Below are 16,262 nucleotides of genomic sequence, written 5' to 3' on the forward strand. Positions count from 1 at the left end.
AGGACACGGTTCGCGGTGGTCAAGCAGTTTCACTATTTGATAACGACCGTAGTCTGCGCTAAATCTGCCGCACTTTTCTTTCAAAAACATAACGCCGATCGGAAAAAGGGATCGGTCGAAAACGCCCACTTATGGACGCTCAGCTTGGTGAGCCGCAGGCTTGAAAGCCATTCGGCAACCATAAGCCGCAACATGCCCCGCCGGCAGGTGCTCTGCTTGCGGCTGGCAAGCCGTGCGGCGTATGTCGCAACTGCTGGTGGGGGAAAATGAATGGCGAATGGCAGTAGCAGCCGCGGAAACTCGGTTGTCGGCGAGCGCTGGCCGCTCTTCTGGGCAGGCTGTGCGGCGATCAGCGTTGGGGTTGCACTTCACCTACCGATGCTCGCGATGGCCCATACGATGGGCAATCACCTGTCGGGTATGCCGATGGACGGATGGATGTACCTGGGCATGGCGCTGATCGGCGTCGGCGTGCCGGCAGCTATCTTTGGCGCTTTACCCAAGAAACGGCCTGATCACAGTGCAGGCGTTGGCGTCGCATATGAAGCGCCCGATGATACCCCTCTGACGCGCTCGCATGCTGCCGTTCTGCTGGTGCTTACCCTCGGGCTCATCATCGACACTATGAAGCCAGCAACGCTCGGCTTCGTGCTTCCCGGCATGCGTGGCGAGTATGGGCTCGCCAAATCGACCGTTGCCCTGCTTCCGTTCGTTGCCCTTACGGGGACCACAGTTGGCTCGTTTCTGTGGGGGTGGCTTGCGGACATCTATGGTCGGCGTGTGTCGATCCTGTTGTCGACGATCCTGTTCGTTTCGACATCCATCTGCGGAGCTATGCCTTCCTACAGCTGGAACCTGTTCATGTGTTTTCTGATGGGGTGCTCGGCTGGCGGAATGCTGCCCGTTGTCTACACGCTGTTGGCGGAGATCATGCCTCCACGGCACAGAAGCTGGGTTCTTGTGCTGGTTGGTGGCACGGGACTGGTCGGTGGCTACCTCGCAGCGAGCGGTGCCGCGCATCTGTTCGAGCCCCTGTTCGGCTGGCGTAGCTTGTGGCTGCAGGGCTTTCCCACCGGTTTGCTGCTGCTTGCGATGGCAAGGTGGATTCCTGAGTCCCCGCGCTTTCTGTTGGAACGGGGTATGGACGCCGAGCTAGCTGACATGGCTCGAAAGTTTGGCATCGTCAGGCGTGCGCCACAAGCAGCCCCAGCGGACGCTGGCAGCGCAGCGGCTCACCACCGCGAATTGACCATCGCCCTGGTGATCACGGCCCTGTCCTGGAGCTTCGTCAACTTCGGCTTGTTGCTATGGCTGCCTTCGGATCTTCAAGATCGAGGCTTCAGTGCCGAAATTGCAAGCGGCATTATCGCCAGCTCAGCACTTGTTGCCCTGCCCACGATCATGATCGCGGCCTTCCTTTACAGCCGTTGGAGCAGCAAGCGCACTCTGATCGGCACTGTGCTTCTCACACTCGCCGGGCTTGCCGGAGCCCTACTGCCGGCGCCTACCCTGGCTTGGCCACCACTGCTCATCGCAGTGATCGCGTTACTGGTGGTTGGCACAAACGGATTAATCGCCGTGCTACTTCCCTATGCAGCCGAAAACTACGCATTACGCGTCCGTGGACGCGCTACCGGGCTTATCGCGGGTAGTAGCAAATTTGGTGGCGTTGCTGTCCAACTGGGGGCCTTCGCTGGATTGATCCCGACGATGGGGGGCGCGGCGATCGCGTTGATCATACCAATGACGCTGTCAGCGGTACTGATCGGACGCTCAGGTAGAGAGACGCGCGGCCGCAGCTTACGTGAGCTGGAAGCAACGGCTTAGCTGTCGGCTTCATATCGACCTGCGCAGAGTGTCTCCATCAGCGGTCAAATGTGTGAAAAACCCAGTCGTAATCACGACTGCACGACAAACAGGTGTTTTCGGCCAAGGTGCCGGGCACGCGACCGGCCTGGTCCGTCGAAAACATACCGTTTTCCGACACCGTCAAAACTTACTGTGTTCTTGCTTTACCCCGACGTTTTCGACGCTGCTAGATAGACCTGCCGTTAAGGATGTGTTTTGCGTCGCCTGAAGAGCGTCCCCGGCATTCCCATAACTCCGTTGAGCTGACGCCATTTCGGGAATACGGTTTGAGAACGGTTTTTGGGAAAGCGGCTTGCAGTGGAGGCAGTTCACTCGTCGCTGTTGGCCACCGTTACTGTGCAGGGTTCCCTTTCGGGAACGTCGCGGCACAGTCGCTACCCGGCCAGGGCTGCAGAAACTGAAGGAGTAGCTTCGTGGCGGCGCCATGCTCGGCATCTCCAAGCCAACACTGTACGCTTATGTGCGATCAGCCGAAGATGCTCCCGCGTGATATGACTACGCGATTAGAAAAGTATTAGAGCTATTAGACAGCCAAGGTTCATCGACGGTCCGGAATTCATCGCATAGGCGAGACGGCCGGAGCAAACGTGATGCGTCTGACGAAATTTTGGCAAATGGCAGCGGTCGCTAGCGTAGCGGCATTCGGTAGCGCCTCAGTGGCGCAGCAGGGCTTCGTGCAGAACCAGGCCCACTTCCGCGCGGCACTCGACCATACGTCGACGTCGCCGTCCTTCATCCTCATCACCGTCGTCAACGGAAGTTCAGGCGCGCGGCGAACGGGCTGCACGATGGCGGGTTTCCTGCTCCATGCCATCGCTACGGAGGAGGGGATCGACCGCACTGAATATCACGGAGCCATGCTCCCGGACGTCGCGACGCGGGTTAAAGACGAGGCCCTAGCCAGCAAGGATCACGTCTATACGTTCCACAAAGCGGAGGCGCTGGCGGCGGTGCCAACAGATGATCGTAACTTCAATCGCGCCTGCAAAATCATATATGGGGGTCTGCCAGCCTATATGCAGGATCGCAGCGGGCAGATTTCGCCAGGGTGGCCGCTGGGGACCGAGCCCAAACCGTAACACCGGCCGACCAGCAAGCTTCTGGTCTACAGCCCTTGATCGGCGTGATCGAGAACGCCTTCTCTTCTCAAGTCGTTCTTTCGTTCTGATATGGCGTTATTTCTTAGGGGCGGCCGGAGAGGCAGCGAGGGTCCTGGTTCTGCGGTGCGACGTGAAAGGATTTTGCAGGGCAAAGAGGTGGCGGTGACGGTGCCCCGAACATGCTCCATGCCAAGAGCAGCACTGCTGTCGCTGGCGCGGCTATCAGCGACAGCGCGACGATGAGCATCCTTGTCGATCCTATCACGAGGTTTTTGAACGCGACTGCTCCCGCGCCGAGTGCCAACCACGGACACGCCATCATGGTTAGAAACATTGCCCATCCCGATAGGGTCGACATCGAACCGGGTGCGTCGAACGAGAACAACGACGCGAAGGCCACGGGAACGCTAGCGATCGTTGCCGGCGCACTAACAAGCAGCAGCAGCCCTGATGCAATTCTGATAGGCGTCTTAGCGATCACGACCTTGAACGCTTCTCGTTTTTGAATGATTCTCAGTGGCGTTCATACCCACTCGCAGATCAGAACGCTCGAGCTTTCCGACACCATGTCCTTAGGCGATCGAGGGCAGGCCCATCGCGGCCACAAATCGGGAATAGCAGTACGAATTCATGCGGCAGTCATGGGGCCGTCAGCCGGTTTGTGTAATTTGCGCTGGCAGGTAGCGTGAGGAACGCCGGATGAGGTCTTATATTGCCGCAGCGGGCGTGTTGCTTGCGCAGTCGGCCATGGCACAGGACGCAGTAATCCCGGCGCAGCCGCTTATCCCTCTTGATCAATGGTTTCACCCCGACGACTATCCCGCCGCGTCGATCCGGGGTGCAGAAGAAGGCGACGTCTCCGCGCTTCTGGCGGTCGATCCTCATGGCATGGTGACAGGATGCCGCGTTACCCACAGCAGCGGACACCCGCTTCTAGATCGCGCCACCTGTGCTATAGCCGTTCACCGTGGTCGATTTACTCCTGCAAAGGATAGGCAGCAGCGACCAATTGACGGCGGCTATGTCATAAGCGGCGTCAAATGGAGAATGAACGGGATCGGAACGCCATCGGGCGGCCCGCCGATCATCGCCATTGCTGCGGCAGCCGAACCAAACCATCAGGCTTTATTTACAACAGTATCTGGGGCAGAGAATACCCCTATCACCTACAACGTGACTATAAACCCTGACGGCGGTTTTACAGACTGCACATTAAGTCCCTCGACCGGGTCGGCTCAACGGGACTCCGCCATCTGTCAGCTGCTGACGAGGCATATGATTCGACCAGTGATGGGAGCGGATGGTAATCCCGTGCAATCCCACGTCACTGGTAAACTACGCTGGAAAATCCCAGTCCAAGGTCATACCGTAGAGAACTGACGCGCTCGACGATCGCATCGGTCGGGCATGCCCGCCAAATGGCGCTTCGAGCATGCCGGTTAGTGGGCGCGTTTACAGTGTGTGAGCGGCGTCAAGCTTTTCCCGTTTTTATGCTCGTGACTGGATTTGGGAAGCCGCTCGCGCTCCTAAAACACGATCGATTCCAAGACGCCCGCGCCGTCTCGCCGACCGTTCGTTTTCGGGAACTCTGCGCTAGCAAGTCGCCTGCTATGGTTGAGAGCAGCCGCTACGCACCTGAAATACGACGGCACCGAGCACATAACCAGTTTCTTGTGACAATGTCACGAACATGAATTTTTGTTTCGTAAATGTGAGTGTCCGGTATTCAGCAATCTTGCTCTTAGAGTCGTCAAACAAGACCGCTTTATTAGCCTTTCCTTCATGAAGATAAAAGTCCGCTATGGCAGATAGCGACGCATTCGATTTGAATCGATAGCGTAAAAAACATTCTTGTACATGGGTTGCGGCATCGACAGTTTTTGTATGCTCAGGCCCCGACACAACGGTCGCAGATGGAAAGGGGGCACCCCATTCCATCTGGGTCGAAGGGGATACAACTGCCGCTATAATTCCCATGACACGCTCCGATGGCTGATGATCCCTGAATACCAGGCCAAAGTTCGACGATCACATGCCAAAATCGTTAATAATGTAAAAGTTCGCACATTCCCACTTCACCATCGTTTTGGCAAAGCAGCCACCCCGCTGTAGATAGTTGCGGCCATAGATGCCACAGTCTAATGCGGATCAAACGTATCGCAGGAGAGAATCGTATGTTGATCCTCGCTATTTTCTTCACATCCGCATCCTTGCCTGTTGTGGTGCCCGATCGCCTCGATGCCCAGATCATGACGTCGCCGGCTTACGGTGCATTTGCTTCTAAAGCGAATTTGGCGTGCCCCGCGCGCAAGTTGGGATATTTGCATCCCGCCGATCTCGACGGGATAGAGGAAGACTTCATGCCTTCCTTGAAGCGACGCGACCGACACCGAATCTTCGCCCTGAACAAAAGAGAACGGCACTGTACGGGCGGTGGTGCGTCATGCCCCGCGCAGAGTTTATTGACGGCAATCTCGAAGGCGGGCCTACTTGATAAGCTTGTCACTTATGCCTGTGCATCCGCAATCTAGTAATCGGCCCGTCAAATTCGTCGTTCTGCTCACCGCCAGAGATTGGCAGTCGAGATCGGCGCAGACCCCTTCTCATATCCGCGTGCATGACGAGTTTTGGGAAGCCACTGGCGCGCTCACTCAACCATCGATTCCGAGAACGCTCCGGCCTTCTCGATCGCCGTTCCTTTTCGGGAAGCGTGATCCGGAGTAAAAGGTGGGTGTGGAGGTCGAAATGCGCTTGCGTGTCGTACGGATTGTATTCGCCGCTTGGCTTGCTTGCGCTTCGGGTGCCCTTGCGGCTCCTCCCATGGATGAGGCCAGCGCTCGCCGAGAGGTACGAACCGTCGCTTACCAACGGTTGAGCCATGCGGCCAACCGGAATGCATCAAACGCGGTCATCAGGCTGGATCGGGCTGACAAGACCAGTTTCTTCTTCGATGCCCACGCCTCCCGGCCATGTTTGCCCAGCCAGGATGTTTGCTCCAGCCTGATCGGCCACTTTCGGGTAGATCGCCGGAGTGGAGTGGTGTTCGATGAAGATGTAGAGCCGGAACGTCGGGTCACTCAATAATGTGGGCAAAAAACCGCTATGAAAATGCCTGTTCGATGGATGGCGATCGGAGCCGTAACGCTGATCCATGTCCCACAGGTGCTGGCTCAAACCGTGCAGCACGAGACGACAAGTGTCTACATTCGACGCCTAGCTGGACTGCCTGCTGAAAGCGCAAACGGTCAGGTCGAGATCATAGACGTGGGACATGGACCGCTCGATACGATGTTGAGCATCGTCGCCAATCGGACGGATAAGGGGTGGTCCGTGTCCTTTGCCTGCGCGTCCTCACCCCATTGCGCACCGGGCGAAGATCATAAGGCCGTGTCGTATGCCTTATCCGTACAGGACAGTGCCGAAGTGGAGGGCATCCTGAAGGAGCTTGAGGGCGGCAAGGAGCCTGACGGGCAACTTCCGTCGCCAAACTTTATAGGCGGAAACTTACTCGTATCTGTCAACTATCATGGCTTCAAACGCGACTACAGGCGAGCGGGCGCTTGGGGAAAGACGCTCGGTAAGCTGGAAACCCTGCTTAGCCCGCCTGCGGCGTAGTTCCCGGAATACCATCCCTTTTGAGAAGGCTGGCTCCGCCTCACCCGTCCGCTGAGACCCATTGCGAACGGCGTCGATCTCGACCGCCGGCACTGGTGTACGACAAACAGGTGATTTGCGTCGCCTGAGCGGGCCTGTCGGCGCTTAACGTATATCTGGGTCCGTTCTATGTACCGACCCCGTAACAGACCCACCCGAACCGCCCACTGCTGGGCATGAAGGTGCTCAAGGTTCGCATTGATGCTGCTGCGGACAAGTTCCAGCTCAGTCATTTGCGCAGCTCTCTGGCGATCGGGATAGGCATCACCCAGCTCGCGAACGGCGATAAACCGGCGGGCATGGGACGCGTGACCCTCGCGATTGACCCACCGCGCACGCGATCTGGCCTCGACCGCGCCGACGATATCGTCGCGCCAGGTGTCGCCCACCATCAGCAGTTCACTGGCCTCGCAGCCGAGCTTGGTCGTCAAACCGGCGTAGAACGCCTTGTCAGGCTTGATCGCACCTGCATCGAAGGAGAAGTGCCAGATATCCACCAGATCACCCAGGAGGGCCTTCAGCGGGGCCGCATAGGGCAGTGCCAGATTGGAGGCGACGGCGATCCTCACACCCTGCTCCCGGACCCGCCGCAACGCATCCAGCGTGTCGGGGTACAGCGCGATCGTCGCCAGTTCCTCGCCCAGCATCGCTAGCTCGTCGTCCGGGTGCGGCAATCCCAACGCAGCGGCGTAGTCGGCGAGACCGATCGGCTGGACCATCGGCGAGGGCAGAGCCTCCGCCCGGTCACGGGCCTGCCGGATCAGCCGCTCGAACGGATGCCACTTGCGACCGATATGGACCAGCGTACCGAACGCATCGAATGCAACTGCTCGGGTGACAGGCGGTGGAGCATAGAGGCGATCAGCAGCGGCGAGGAGGCGGGCGTACAGCGCGTCGCTGACATTGCCGGCGCGGATTATGGCATCGGCGACCACCGCCGCGTCCGGATCGGTCGGTTCACGAAAGATCATGACCGCCTCGTCTCCTCGATCGCGGCCGGCGAGGTCAGCCAGCACGGCAGCGTAGGCGGCTTGCTCGACCGGTGTCCGGAAACTCGGAAGGGCATCGTTCATGGCAGGATCGTCCCGGCTCGATGGGGGTGATGATCGTCGAAACGCCCGTCTCTGTCACGCCAGCTTGTCCAAAGCGCTTCCTTCTGCGACCATAGACCCGCGGTTCGGTCAATCCCGGCCGTGGGGCGTCGTAACCCCGATGATCACAAGTCCGGTCGAGAGCTTCTCGGCCGGGTGGCTGTCACGCATGTCCAAGGCTTGCCCAAAGGTGGCAGCGCCTTGTGCTTGTGCAGGGTTACGAACGCCCGGCTCTTCAGCCGGGTCGTGCCTCCAATATTGTTATGGAGGCAAGCTATGGCTCAAACGCCCGACGACACGGCCAAAGTCCGCAAACCTCGGATGAGTGCTGCCGAGAAGCTTGAAGCCGTGGGGCGGATGATTCGTGAGAATCCTATCCGGGCGCAGATCGTCTTTTCCAAAGCTGGTCCCATGGGCACATTGACGCCGCAGGATGACGGCACCTGGACAGGGTCTAGATATGGCCCCGGCTACCCTAACAACACGATCCGGACCTCTATCGAGGACGAGGCAATTGATTATGTCCTCAACGGTGAGGAATTAACGGACGGACCCAATATCCATCCTGCGATGGAGCAGGCGTGGAAGGAGCAGGAAGAGGAGTCAGAGCGCTACACGGCCGAGTTAGCTGCCCGCGCCGCCAAGCGAAAATCCGCCAAGCGCAAGCCGTAACCTAGCGTCACGGCTGGCCGCGGTTGCGACCCAACAAACGAGGCCGGCGGTTCATGTACTGATCGATATAGGCGTCACTTTTTTTCGCGTCGAGAAGGTCAGCGAGCGACAGGCTATCAACCGCAACGTTATTAGGTTCCGTCTCTGGTAAGTCCGATGGGGGATTATCGTCCGCCATTGGCTTGGGATAAGTAACGGTATTGCGATCCGTATTTGATTCAGGTTCGGAGCGCACGATTTCAACCAGCGGTTCAATCTTAGAAGCGCGAGCTTTTAACCTGTAGCGATACAGATAAACCCGAAACGTGTTGAGGCTGATTGGGAGGCCAGCTTTGGTAAGCCCTTCCACGATCGTTTCATGGTCCACTCCTTCACGAACCCGGCTGTCGATGTCTGGCATAAGGACGCGGAGTTGTGATGCCAGGGTTTTGCCCGTGAACCTGGTGATCTGATCCTTGAGGGCTGGCAGGTCTGTCATCCTGTTTTAGTCCCTTCCTTGGCGATTGATGACCCTTATGAGGACATATCAGACCCGTCAACGTTTTGTACCATCTTTGTACGATTAATGTATCATGATCGTATCATGCCAAATATCGGCGTATTTTATGTACTAACATTGTACCACAGCCGTACCACGAAAGTACTAAATCTGTACCATCAGCACTGCTTTGTATCTATTATCAGCGTAGAGCCTGCTGAGCTGCGCTCATCAGGGTAATTCGGACCCCCTTAAGCTCGGCCAGCCCGTTTCTTGCCTGTCAGAGCTTCAATTGCGGCCCTTAAATTCGTGATTTCGGGTCGTACACCATACGCACCTTTCGGTGCCGGCAAGTTATTGAAATAACACAGAAAAACCATCAGCACGCCGAGTGAACTGTGCCGTGAACGTGCCGACTAGTGGAATAAGTGATGATTTATCAGTAGTTTGCTGTAGTCTATCTGGACACAGAGCGTGCCAGAGGTCGTATGAAGCTTGAGAACTGGGTGCGGGTCCGGCTGAACGAGAGCCAGATGCTGGTTTATGCTGCCGAGGCCGAAGCGCGTGGCATCCCGATCAGCACCTATCTGCGTGACCGGCTGGCGAATGCGGACCTCATGCGCGAGGAGCTTGCGAGCATCCGGGCCGCGATGATCGACATTGGCGAAACGCTGGACGAACTGCGCGATCAGGTAGAAAAACAACCTATTGCATCCATCGACGAGAAGCAGGTCGCAAGCGAGCCCAGCGCTGTGCAGATCGAAACGCTGCTACTGTTGCGTGCTATGACAGGAATTCAGACGCTACAGATGGTTACGGCCGAGATTGAGCGACAGGGATTGAAACCCTTCCGAATACCGGGACCACCTACAAGGAGCCGTTGAGCTGAAAAGGTTGTAGCACAACAGGGGCTCGCCATACGGCCGAGCCAGAAAGTCATAGGCCCTGGGCAATCAGTGGGCCGCTCGACGTGAGATAAAGGCGGCAACAGGTTCCCACGATATGACTGCCGTCAAAAGTGCGATTACCGTGGTCCAAATCGGGTCATGGGTGATGGCATAAGCGGCAAGGCCATACATAGCCGTGCAGTAGAGAATGCCGATCGCGGTTGTCGTGCGGGGCAGGGCGCTCGCTAATGCAGTCAGGATTGCGGTTATGACGCCAATTGCGACAAATGCCGCCAGTACGATCAGCGCCGGGTGCCAATGCAACGCTGTGAGTGCGTTCCATCCCCGCACTGCCGCATAAATCGGGATCGCGAGCAGCGGAGCAAAGAAAACAAGCTTGATGGCACCCAGAAACAGGCCATCACCTTCGCGGACGTAGATGCGATCCATACCCACCCTCGACCGATCTCTATCTTCACCAATGCCCGATCGAAGGCATACCGGCAATGTCGGCGCGTAGATTGCCGGCAGCGAAGAGTGTCACATCCGCTCGGTTGTGACACCAATATATTGATCATTTTGGGTGGGAAGCTGCCAGTCCGCTTTCGAGCAAGGGCCGCGACAGAACGGACGTTCGTTCAGGCGGCGTTGTTTTTGCGACAGTGCGATGCCTGGATCAGGCCTGAAACCGTCGGGGGGGAGGCTCATTTCCAACTTTGGATGCGATTTAAACCGCGCTTCTGGCACCCATAAGCCCACGGAAGCTGCGAACGCGACTCTGTCACGATCGCCCGGTTATGACGCGCACATCTGCCACGAGTGGTTGCTATTTTTAGCTTGACTGCCATAATTGCGGAGTTATTCAAAGTGCATCAGCAAGGAAGTTCGCTATGCACCCCTCGTCAAACATCAACCTCCGCCATCCTCTTTCCCAACATGCGCTGCTGCGCATGCAGCAGCGTTCGATACCGCAGCATGTCGTCGCCTTCCTGACGGAGCTGACCGATCCCGTCGACGCGGGCGGCGGCTGTACCCTTCACCGTTTTGACGAGGATAGCTGGGCCGAGGCTCGCCGCCTTCTTGGCGACCATGCACCCCGGCTCGACCGCTACCGCAACGCTTACGTCGTCCTCGCACCCAACGGCTTGGTCATCACCGCCGCCCGTCTGCACTGATCAATCGGAGAAGTCCTATTTCCATCCATCTCACCCGCATCCAGCGCACCAACTCGGCGACCGGGTTGACCGAGCGCCCTTGGCGCCAGCGCGATCGTATGTTCGTTCTCGGTGATCCGGCTTACGGTTCGCAGCGCCACCACAAAGAGAACGCTGTTTTCGTTCCCAGCTACCTTGAAGCCTTGGAACTGGTGCGGAAGGGCTTCGCCATCCGTATGTCTGATGGTCGATCAGCTCCCAGTCTCGTCGCACCGGGCTCGCTTGAGTTTATCGACGAACCCGTGAACCGGCTCGACGACCTGTGGACTTACACCATGCCCGAGCCGCCCTTTTCAATGGAGGCGGTCATGGTCGAATTGAAGCAGCACCTGCGCTCGCAAGCCGCGGATTTGGGCCTAATCGCCAGCGCCGACGCAGCGAGCGCATTCATCGGCTTTCCATTCGATCCCATCGACGATGGCGAGAGCAGCGAAGCGTTGGAGCGCATCGACTTATTGCGGTTCAACATGACGCGCATCGTCACCGCCGCCTATCACAGCGCGTTCCGCCCGACCGCCGAGAGCCGATCGATCTCGGAAGACGACGTCGACGAGTTGGAGCAGATTATGGTCGGCTCACTCGCTCGGTTCAGCCGTCGGCACAGCTCACCTCTCGACCGCGAAGGAAGCGCGCTCCAGCGGACGATCCTTTCGGCATATTACAGGTGGCAGATCGCTGACGGCTGTTTCCTCGCGAGCGAGGCCTCGGACGGAAAGGACGGCGCAATCGATCAAAGCGTGACCGAGGCAGTGGCTGCCCTCACCGGTATGCCGGCGACCGCCGTACGCAACACGCTCAGCCGCGATGGCCTGAGCCTGGTCAGGTCGAAACTCGACCTGCCGGCGTTGACAAACTGGGTCGTGACCCGCCGCAACTTCGCGCCTCTACGTGAAGAAGAGACATACGAAGGGCGGTGGGCTTGGAGGATCGCTAACGATCTTCATGATGAGCCGGGACCCAAAGTGTTCGCGATCGGTCGTTCCCGGATTGGCGACCCTTCACCCGACCTCAACGAGGCAGAATCCGCTATCATGAAGCGTCGCGCTACTGACGAGATGCCGACCGCGGCCGAACTGCGACGCTACGCCGTGGCGCTGCACGTCTCGTCCGATTCCCTGTTCGCAGCTTTTCAGACGCTTGGCAGTCGGCGCTGATCTGCGTCGGGTCCACAACTCTAAATCCACGAAGGAAGCTATGGCCCAGTCTCTTTTCCCGCGTTTTGCCGCTACCGTCCGTGATCTTACCGATGCCGAAGTCTCCGACCCGCGGACTGCGGCCAAGCTCGCTTTGGCGCACGCCGATGCAGGCGGCCGGACCGTCTCGATGGTCTACGCTCCATTCGACTATATGAACCCGACAGCGCGCATCGCCATTGTCGGCCTTACGCCGGGCCTTCAACAAGCCCGGAACGCGCTCTCGGCTGCACGAGCCGCTCTGCATCGTGGCGCAAGCGTGATTGACGCAGCTGCGGAAGCGAAGGTGTTCGCCAGCTTTTCGGGTCCGATGCGCGCCAACCTAGTCGCCATGCTCGATCAGATCGGCGTCGCACGGCATCTCGAACTTGCGTCCACCGCATTGCTCTGGAGCGAGCGCGCAGACCTCGTCCATTTCACCTCGGCGCTGCGCTACCCGGTCTTTGTCGATGGCGAAAACTGGTCCGGTCAGCCTGACGCGCTTCGCATCCCGTCTATGCGGGATTGGCTGCTGACCTACTTGGGCGAGGAACTGCGCTCCTTGCGCGGCGCGCTTCTGGTGCCGTTAGGACCGAAGGTGAGCGCCATGCTCGATTACCTGGCCAATCAGGGCATCGTTGATCGCTCGACCATTCTCGACGGTCTTCCCCATCCGAGCGGGGCGAATGCCGAACGCATCGCCTACTTCCTTGGTCAGAAGCCCCGCGACCGGCTTTCGACAAAAACGGATCCGATCCGCCTAGATGCTGCTCGTGCGTCGCTCGAGGCGAAGCTCAAGGCCGGGTAACGGGCGAATAGGCGGTGGCCTTCGACCTCTGCCCAGAACGTCAGCTCGACCGCTCGACCCGCGGCAGTGTCACAACCGACCCGTGGTGACGCTGCTCGCCAGTCACTTACGACCGTTAGCTGTCAGGTGGCAAAGTTCCCCTCATAGGTCCTGCGGTTCATGCCATTTGAACTGCCGCGCGCTTTGGGACCCGTAGGGTCGTCGCAAAAATGCTGAGTTTCGAGCGTCTCGTAAGTCCCGCTTTTTGCGACATGTGAATGTCGTGTTTTGGTGGAAAGCCGACTGGCCGCTTCGGGAAGCGATCGAGGACAGGCGACGGTACGCAGCCCGACCGCTTGGCCGGCGAGAATGCTGTTTTAGAATTCGCCGTGCCCGACTGTACGGCACAGACCACCCTCTACGGGTCTTAATTTACGGCAGAGGAAAGCGTCATATAAAGAAATCTTTATATGATCGCTCACGAACCTTGCGGATTGGCACCGTCACAGGTACGCCGCAAAGGTCCGGCTGATATTGTTGGCCGGGCAATGATCGCGCTGGTGTTCCGAGAGGGACTTAATAGGGAACACGGTGTGGGAGACGCTCTCCCGAAGCCGAGGCTGTCCCTGCAACTGTAAGCGGCGAGCGAGACGTACATCGCGCCCTCTTCTGGAGGGTGCAGCCACTGGACCAACGCCGTAACGGTCGAGATCCGGGAAGGCCGTATGTCGAGCGACGACCCGTGAGCCAGGAGACCTGCCAGCGTCTGGTCGCTCTTGCTTTGGTCCAGGGGATGGTCGGGGCACGGTTCTTCCGTCTGAGCGACGAACGAGCGGCGGGGGTCGCATCGGTTCGTGTCGCGGGCGCTTGCGTCCGCCTGCCGACGCGTGCCGACCGTTCAAAGCGGACGCCCCCGTCCGAAGTCGCTTGGCGCACGGGGGACGGACATGAAGAATCTGAGATTACGAACAAAATGGCTCGAATGCGTAGCTATCGCTTCGGCATGTAGCGCCACACCCGCATGGGCTCAGGGGCAAGACACCGAGGCTGTGCCGTCACAGGCACCAAACGACATCGTCGTGTTCGGCCGCGGCGAAGCAAAGATCGGTGTTGCGCATGCAGCGAGTGAGGGCACCGTCGCCGGTGCAGACCTTCTGGTTCGCCCGCTGCTGCGCGTCGCTGAATTGCTGGAAGCGATTCCCGGGATGGTCGCTGCGCAGCATTCGGGAAGCGGCAAGGCTAATCAGTACTTCCTGCGTGGCTTCAATCTCGATCATGGATCGGACTTCACGACTTATATCGACGGGGTGCAAATGAACCTGCGCACCCACGGTCATGGCCAAGGCTATCTCGATCTCAACGGACTGATCCCGGAGATCGTCGCGCGCGAGGATTTTCGCAAAGGGCCATACCGTGCGGATGGCGGCGACTTCGCGCTGGCGGGGGCTGCCTACATGACCACGATCGACAGCTTTGCTCGGCCGTGGCTTTCGGTCGAGGGCGGCTCTTATGGCTATGGTCGGATCGCCGCGGGCGGGACGTTTGATGGGATTGGTGCGGGGAAGCTGACGCTCGTCGCACAGACCAAGGTCTACAACGGACCATGGGAGGAGCCCGAACATCTACGACATGCATCTGGCTTTGCGAAATATACTGCTCCAGCCGGTGCAGGCCAGATCGAAGCGTCGCTCAACGCCTACCGCGCGACCTGGCGCCCGACCGAACAGATTCCCGAGCGCATCATCGGTACCACGCTCTGCAAGGACGTGTTCTGTTCACCCGATCCGACGGCACGCGGCGAAACGACACGGCTCGTCGGCAATGTCGCGGTCCGCCAGCCGGACTGGCACGCCAATGTCTATGGTCAGTTCTACGACTGGTCGATGTATTCGAACCCGACCTACACCGACCCGGACGGGACCAGCGCGCAGATCCGCCAGTTCGACAAACGCTGGATCGTCGGTGCAAGGGGCGAAAAGCGTTGGACGCTCGCGCCGACCCTTGCCGTCTCGCTCGGTACCGAAGAGCGCTACGACCATATCGGCAGCGTCGGTGTGTATCGCACCAGCGCGCGATCGTTCCTGTCGTCGCTCGGCCGCTACCATGTCGAGGAAGCGTCGGCAGCATTGTATGGCGAAACGACGTGGACGCCCGTTACGGGTCTCCGCCTGATTGGCGGGGTTCGTGGGGACTATTATCACTACGTCGTTCGCGCGCGGGATCAGGCGGCGGTGTTGGCGGGGGCAGGCAGCGGCGACGACACGATCCTGTCGCCCAAGGCATCGATCGCGTACTCGCCGACCGACCGGCTGGAGTTCTACGGCAACTGGGGGCGCGGGTTCCACTCCAACGACGTCCGCGGCGCGGTAAACGTTGAAACGCCGGTGCCTGTGCTGGTCCGCGGCAGCGGCCGTGAAGTCGGCGCCCGGTGGCAGCTGCCCGGCATTACGCTGACCGCGACCTATTGGTGGCTCGACGTCGACAGTGAACTGCGCTTCGTCGGCGACTCCAATGCGGTCGAGCCGACCGGTGCGAGCGAACGTCGTGGCTATGAACTGGTGGCGTTCTGGCGGCCCAGGCCGTGGCTTGCGATCGACGGCAATTACACAGCGAGCCGGTCGCGGTACGACAATGGCGATCGCATTCCCAACGCCTTCGAGAACGCCGCATCCGCCGGGATCGCGCTGGTGCTCAATCCTTGGGAGGCAAGCGTTCGCGTCCGCCATCTCGGGCCCTATCCGCTGATCGAAGACAACAGTGTCCGGGATTCAGGAAGCACGATCGTCAACGTCCGCGCCGCTCGCAAGATCGGACGGTTCGAGGTGTACGGCGAGGTGCTCAACATCCTCGACAGCCGAGACAAGGACATCGCCTATTTCTACGAGTCCTACATTCCCTCGTTCGACACCGCGGGACCGACCGATGCTCGGTTGAGCCGGGTAGTTGAACCACGCACCTTGCGCCTGGGTGCCCGGGTGAATTTCTAGGCAGTGACAGATGATCGCCAGCCTCGAATGGAGCTGGCGATCATTTTGATTGCGGTACCGGTTCAATGTTCCCGCGCCAACGCATGTGGTTGGCCTCGCGAAATCGCAGCTTGTCACAGCGATGGACGTATGTCCGCTTTCGAGACTGCGAGCTGCCTATCCGAAATTCCGAGTGTGGCGTTAGCGGCGTAAACGTCGTTCTCGAAAGGGAACGGCCAGCGAGACGCCGCGGGCATTCTCGAAACCGATGGTATTTCGGGAATGGTCGAGCGGCAGCAAATTCGATCAGAGCTGAACGCCTTTGGCCGTCCAAGTCGCCATCTCGCCATCCGCTACGCCATCTCGGTGTCC

General features: G+C 59.1%; 16 protein-coding genes and 1 riboswitch. Of the genes, 11 read left to right on the forward strand and 5 right to left on the reverse strand.

The genetic code is table 11. From position 1 onward, the window contains the following. The first annotated feature begins 270 nt into the window (after positions 1–270). The 4 genes from QBJ92_RS11620 (at position 271) to QBJ92_RS11635 (ending at position 4,349) form a co-directional block, all read left to right on the forward strand. Entirely contained in the window at positions 271–1,827 is a 1,557-nt protein-coding gene (locus tag QBJ92_RS11620; protein ID WP_277969858.1) for an MFS transporter, read from the forward strand. 632 nt (positions 1,828–2,459) lie between these two features. Further along, the gene (locus QBJ92_RS11625) at positions 2,460–2,948 is read left to right on the forward strand and encodes a hypothetical protein (protein WP_277969859.1); all 489 of its coding nucleotides are present in this window, start codon (positions 2,460–2,462) and stop codon (positions 2,946–2,948) included. A gap of 200 nt (positions 2,949–3,148) precedes the next feature. Continuing rightward, positions 3,149–3,475 carry a hypothetical protein gene (locus QBJ92_RS11630; protein ID WP_277969860.1) on the forward strand — a complete coding sequence of 109 codons (327 nt, stop codon included), beginning with the start codon at positions 3,149–3,151 and terminating at the stop codon, positions 3,473–3,475. 193 nt (positions 3,476–3,668) lie between these two features. Continuing rightward, positions 3,669–4,349, forward strand: coding sequence for an energy transducer TonB (locus tag QBJ92_RS11635; RefSeq protein WP_277969861.1), 681 nt, complete (start codon positions 3,669–3,671; stop codon positions 4,347–4,349). A 228-nt stretch (positions 4,350–4,577) separates the two neighbouring features. Here QBJ92_RS11635 and QBJ92_RS11640 read toward each other — a convergent pair whose 3' ends face one another. Next, on the reverse strand, positions 4,578–4,946 hold the full coding sequence (locus tag QBJ92_RS11640; RefSeq protein ID WP_277969862.1) for a hypothetical protein: 369 nt from the start codon (positions 4,944–4,946) through the stop codon (positions 4,578–4,580). A gap of 197 nt (positions 4,947–5,143) precedes the next feature. On the opposite strand from QBJ92_RS11640, the gene QBJ92_RS11645 reads away from it, so the two are divergent. Further along, positions 5,144–5,500 (forward strand): hypothetical protein, encoded by a 357-nt coding sequence (locus tag QBJ92_RS11645; RefSeq protein WP_277969863.1) that lies wholly within the window; start codon positions 5,144–5,146, stop codon positions 5,498–5,500. A 367-nt stretch (positions 5,501–5,867) separates the two neighbouring features. Here QBJ92_RS11645 and QBJ92_RS11650 read toward each other — a convergent pair whose 3' ends face one another. Both QBJ92_RS11650 and QBJ92_RS11655 read right to left on the reverse strand, forming a co-directional pair. Further along, positions 5,868–6,122, reverse strand: a complete 255-nt coding sequence (locus QBJ92_RS11650) for a hypothetical protein (protein ID WP_277969864.1) — start codon at positions 6,120–6,122, stop codon at positions 5,868–5,870. A 389-nt stretch (positions 6,123–6,511) separates the two neighbouring features. After that, positions 6,512–7,696 carry an HAD family hydrolase gene (locus QBJ92_RS11655; RefSeq protein ID WP_277969865.1) on the reverse strand — a complete coding sequence of 395 codons (1,185 nt, stop codon included), beginning with the start codon at positions 7,694–7,696 and terminating at the stop codon, positions 6,512–6,514. A gap of 294 nt (positions 7,697–7,990) precedes the next feature. Here QBJ92_RS11655 and QBJ92_RS11660 point away from each other — a divergent pair, with 294 nt between their 5' ends. After that, the gene (locus tag QBJ92_RS11660) at positions 7,991–8,386 is read left to right on the forward strand and encodes a hypothetical protein (protein WP_277969866.1); all 396 of its coding nucleotides are present in this window, start codon (positions 7,991–7,993) and stop codon (positions 8,384–8,386) included. Positions 8,387–8,393: 7 nt separating this feature from the next. Here QBJ92_RS11660 and QBJ92_RS11665 read toward each other — a convergent pair whose 3' ends face one another. After that, complete coding sequence (locus QBJ92_RS11665; RefSeq protein WP_277969867.1) at positions 8,394–8,864, reverse strand: hypothetical protein; 471 nt, start codon at positions 8,862–8,864, stop codon at positions 8,394–8,396. 488 nt (positions 8,865–9,352) lie between these two features. Here QBJ92_RS11665 and QBJ92_RS11670 point away from each other — a divergent pair, with 488 nt between their 5' ends. Beyond that, positions 9,353–9,748, forward strand: a complete 396-nt coding sequence (locus tag QBJ92_RS11670; RefSeq protein ID WP_277969868.1) for a hypothetical protein — start codon at positions 9,353–9,355, stop codon at positions 9,746–9,748. Between the two features lie 69 nt (positions 9,749–9,817). Here the strand turns inward: QBJ92_RS11670 and QBJ92_RS11675 are convergent, their stop codons facing one another. Then, on the reverse strand, positions 9,818–10,201 hold the full coding sequence (locus tag QBJ92_RS11675) for a hypothetical protein (RefSeq protein ID WP_277969869.1): 384 nt from the start codon (positions 10,199–10,201) through the stop codon (positions 9,818–9,820). Between the two features lie 440 nt (positions 10,202–10,641). Here QBJ92_RS11675 and QBJ92_RS11680 point away from each other — a divergent pair, with 440 nt between their 5' ends. The 4 genes from QBJ92_RS11680 to QBJ92_RS11695 all read left to right on the forward strand — a co-directional run bounded on the left by QBJ92_RS11680 (position 10,642) and on the right by QBJ92_RS11695 (position 15,911). After that, positions 10,642–10,926 (forward strand): hypothetical protein, encoded by a 285-nt coding sequence (locus QBJ92_RS11680; protein WP_277969870.1) that lies wholly within the window; start codon positions 10,642–10,644, stop codon positions 10,924–10,926. Positions 10,927–10,991: 65 nt separating this feature from the next. Continuing rightward, positions 10,992–12,119, forward strand: a complete 1,128-nt coding sequence (locus tag QBJ92_RS11685; RefSeq protein ID WP_277969871.1) for a hypothetical protein — start codon at positions 10,992–10,994, stop codon at positions 12,117–12,119. 40 nt (positions 12,120–12,159) lie between these two features. Continuing rightward, positions 12,160–12,945: a hypothetical protein gene (locus QBJ92_RS11690; RefSeq protein ID WP_277969872.1), complete on the forward strand. Its 786-nt coding sequence runs from the start codon at positions 12,160–12,162 to the stop codon at positions 12,943–12,945. 520 nt (positions 12,946–13,465) lie between these two features. Then, a riboswitch (cobalamin riboswitch) is annotated at positions 13,466–13,702 on the forward strand. Between the two features lie 169 nt (positions 13,703–13,871). Then, on the forward strand, positions 13,872–15,911 hold the full coding sequence (locus QBJ92_RS11695; protein WP_277969873.1) for a TonB-dependent receptor: 2,040 nt from the start codon (positions 13,872–13,874) through the stop codon (positions 15,909–15,911). Positions 15,912–16,262: the final 351 nt, after the last annotated feature.

Source organism: Sphingomonas echinoides, from assembly GCF_029623395.1.
Classification (GTDB): domain Bacteria; phylum Pseudomonadota; class Alphaproteobacteria; order Sphingomonadales; family Sphingomonadaceae; genus Sphingomonas; species Sphingomonas echinoides_A.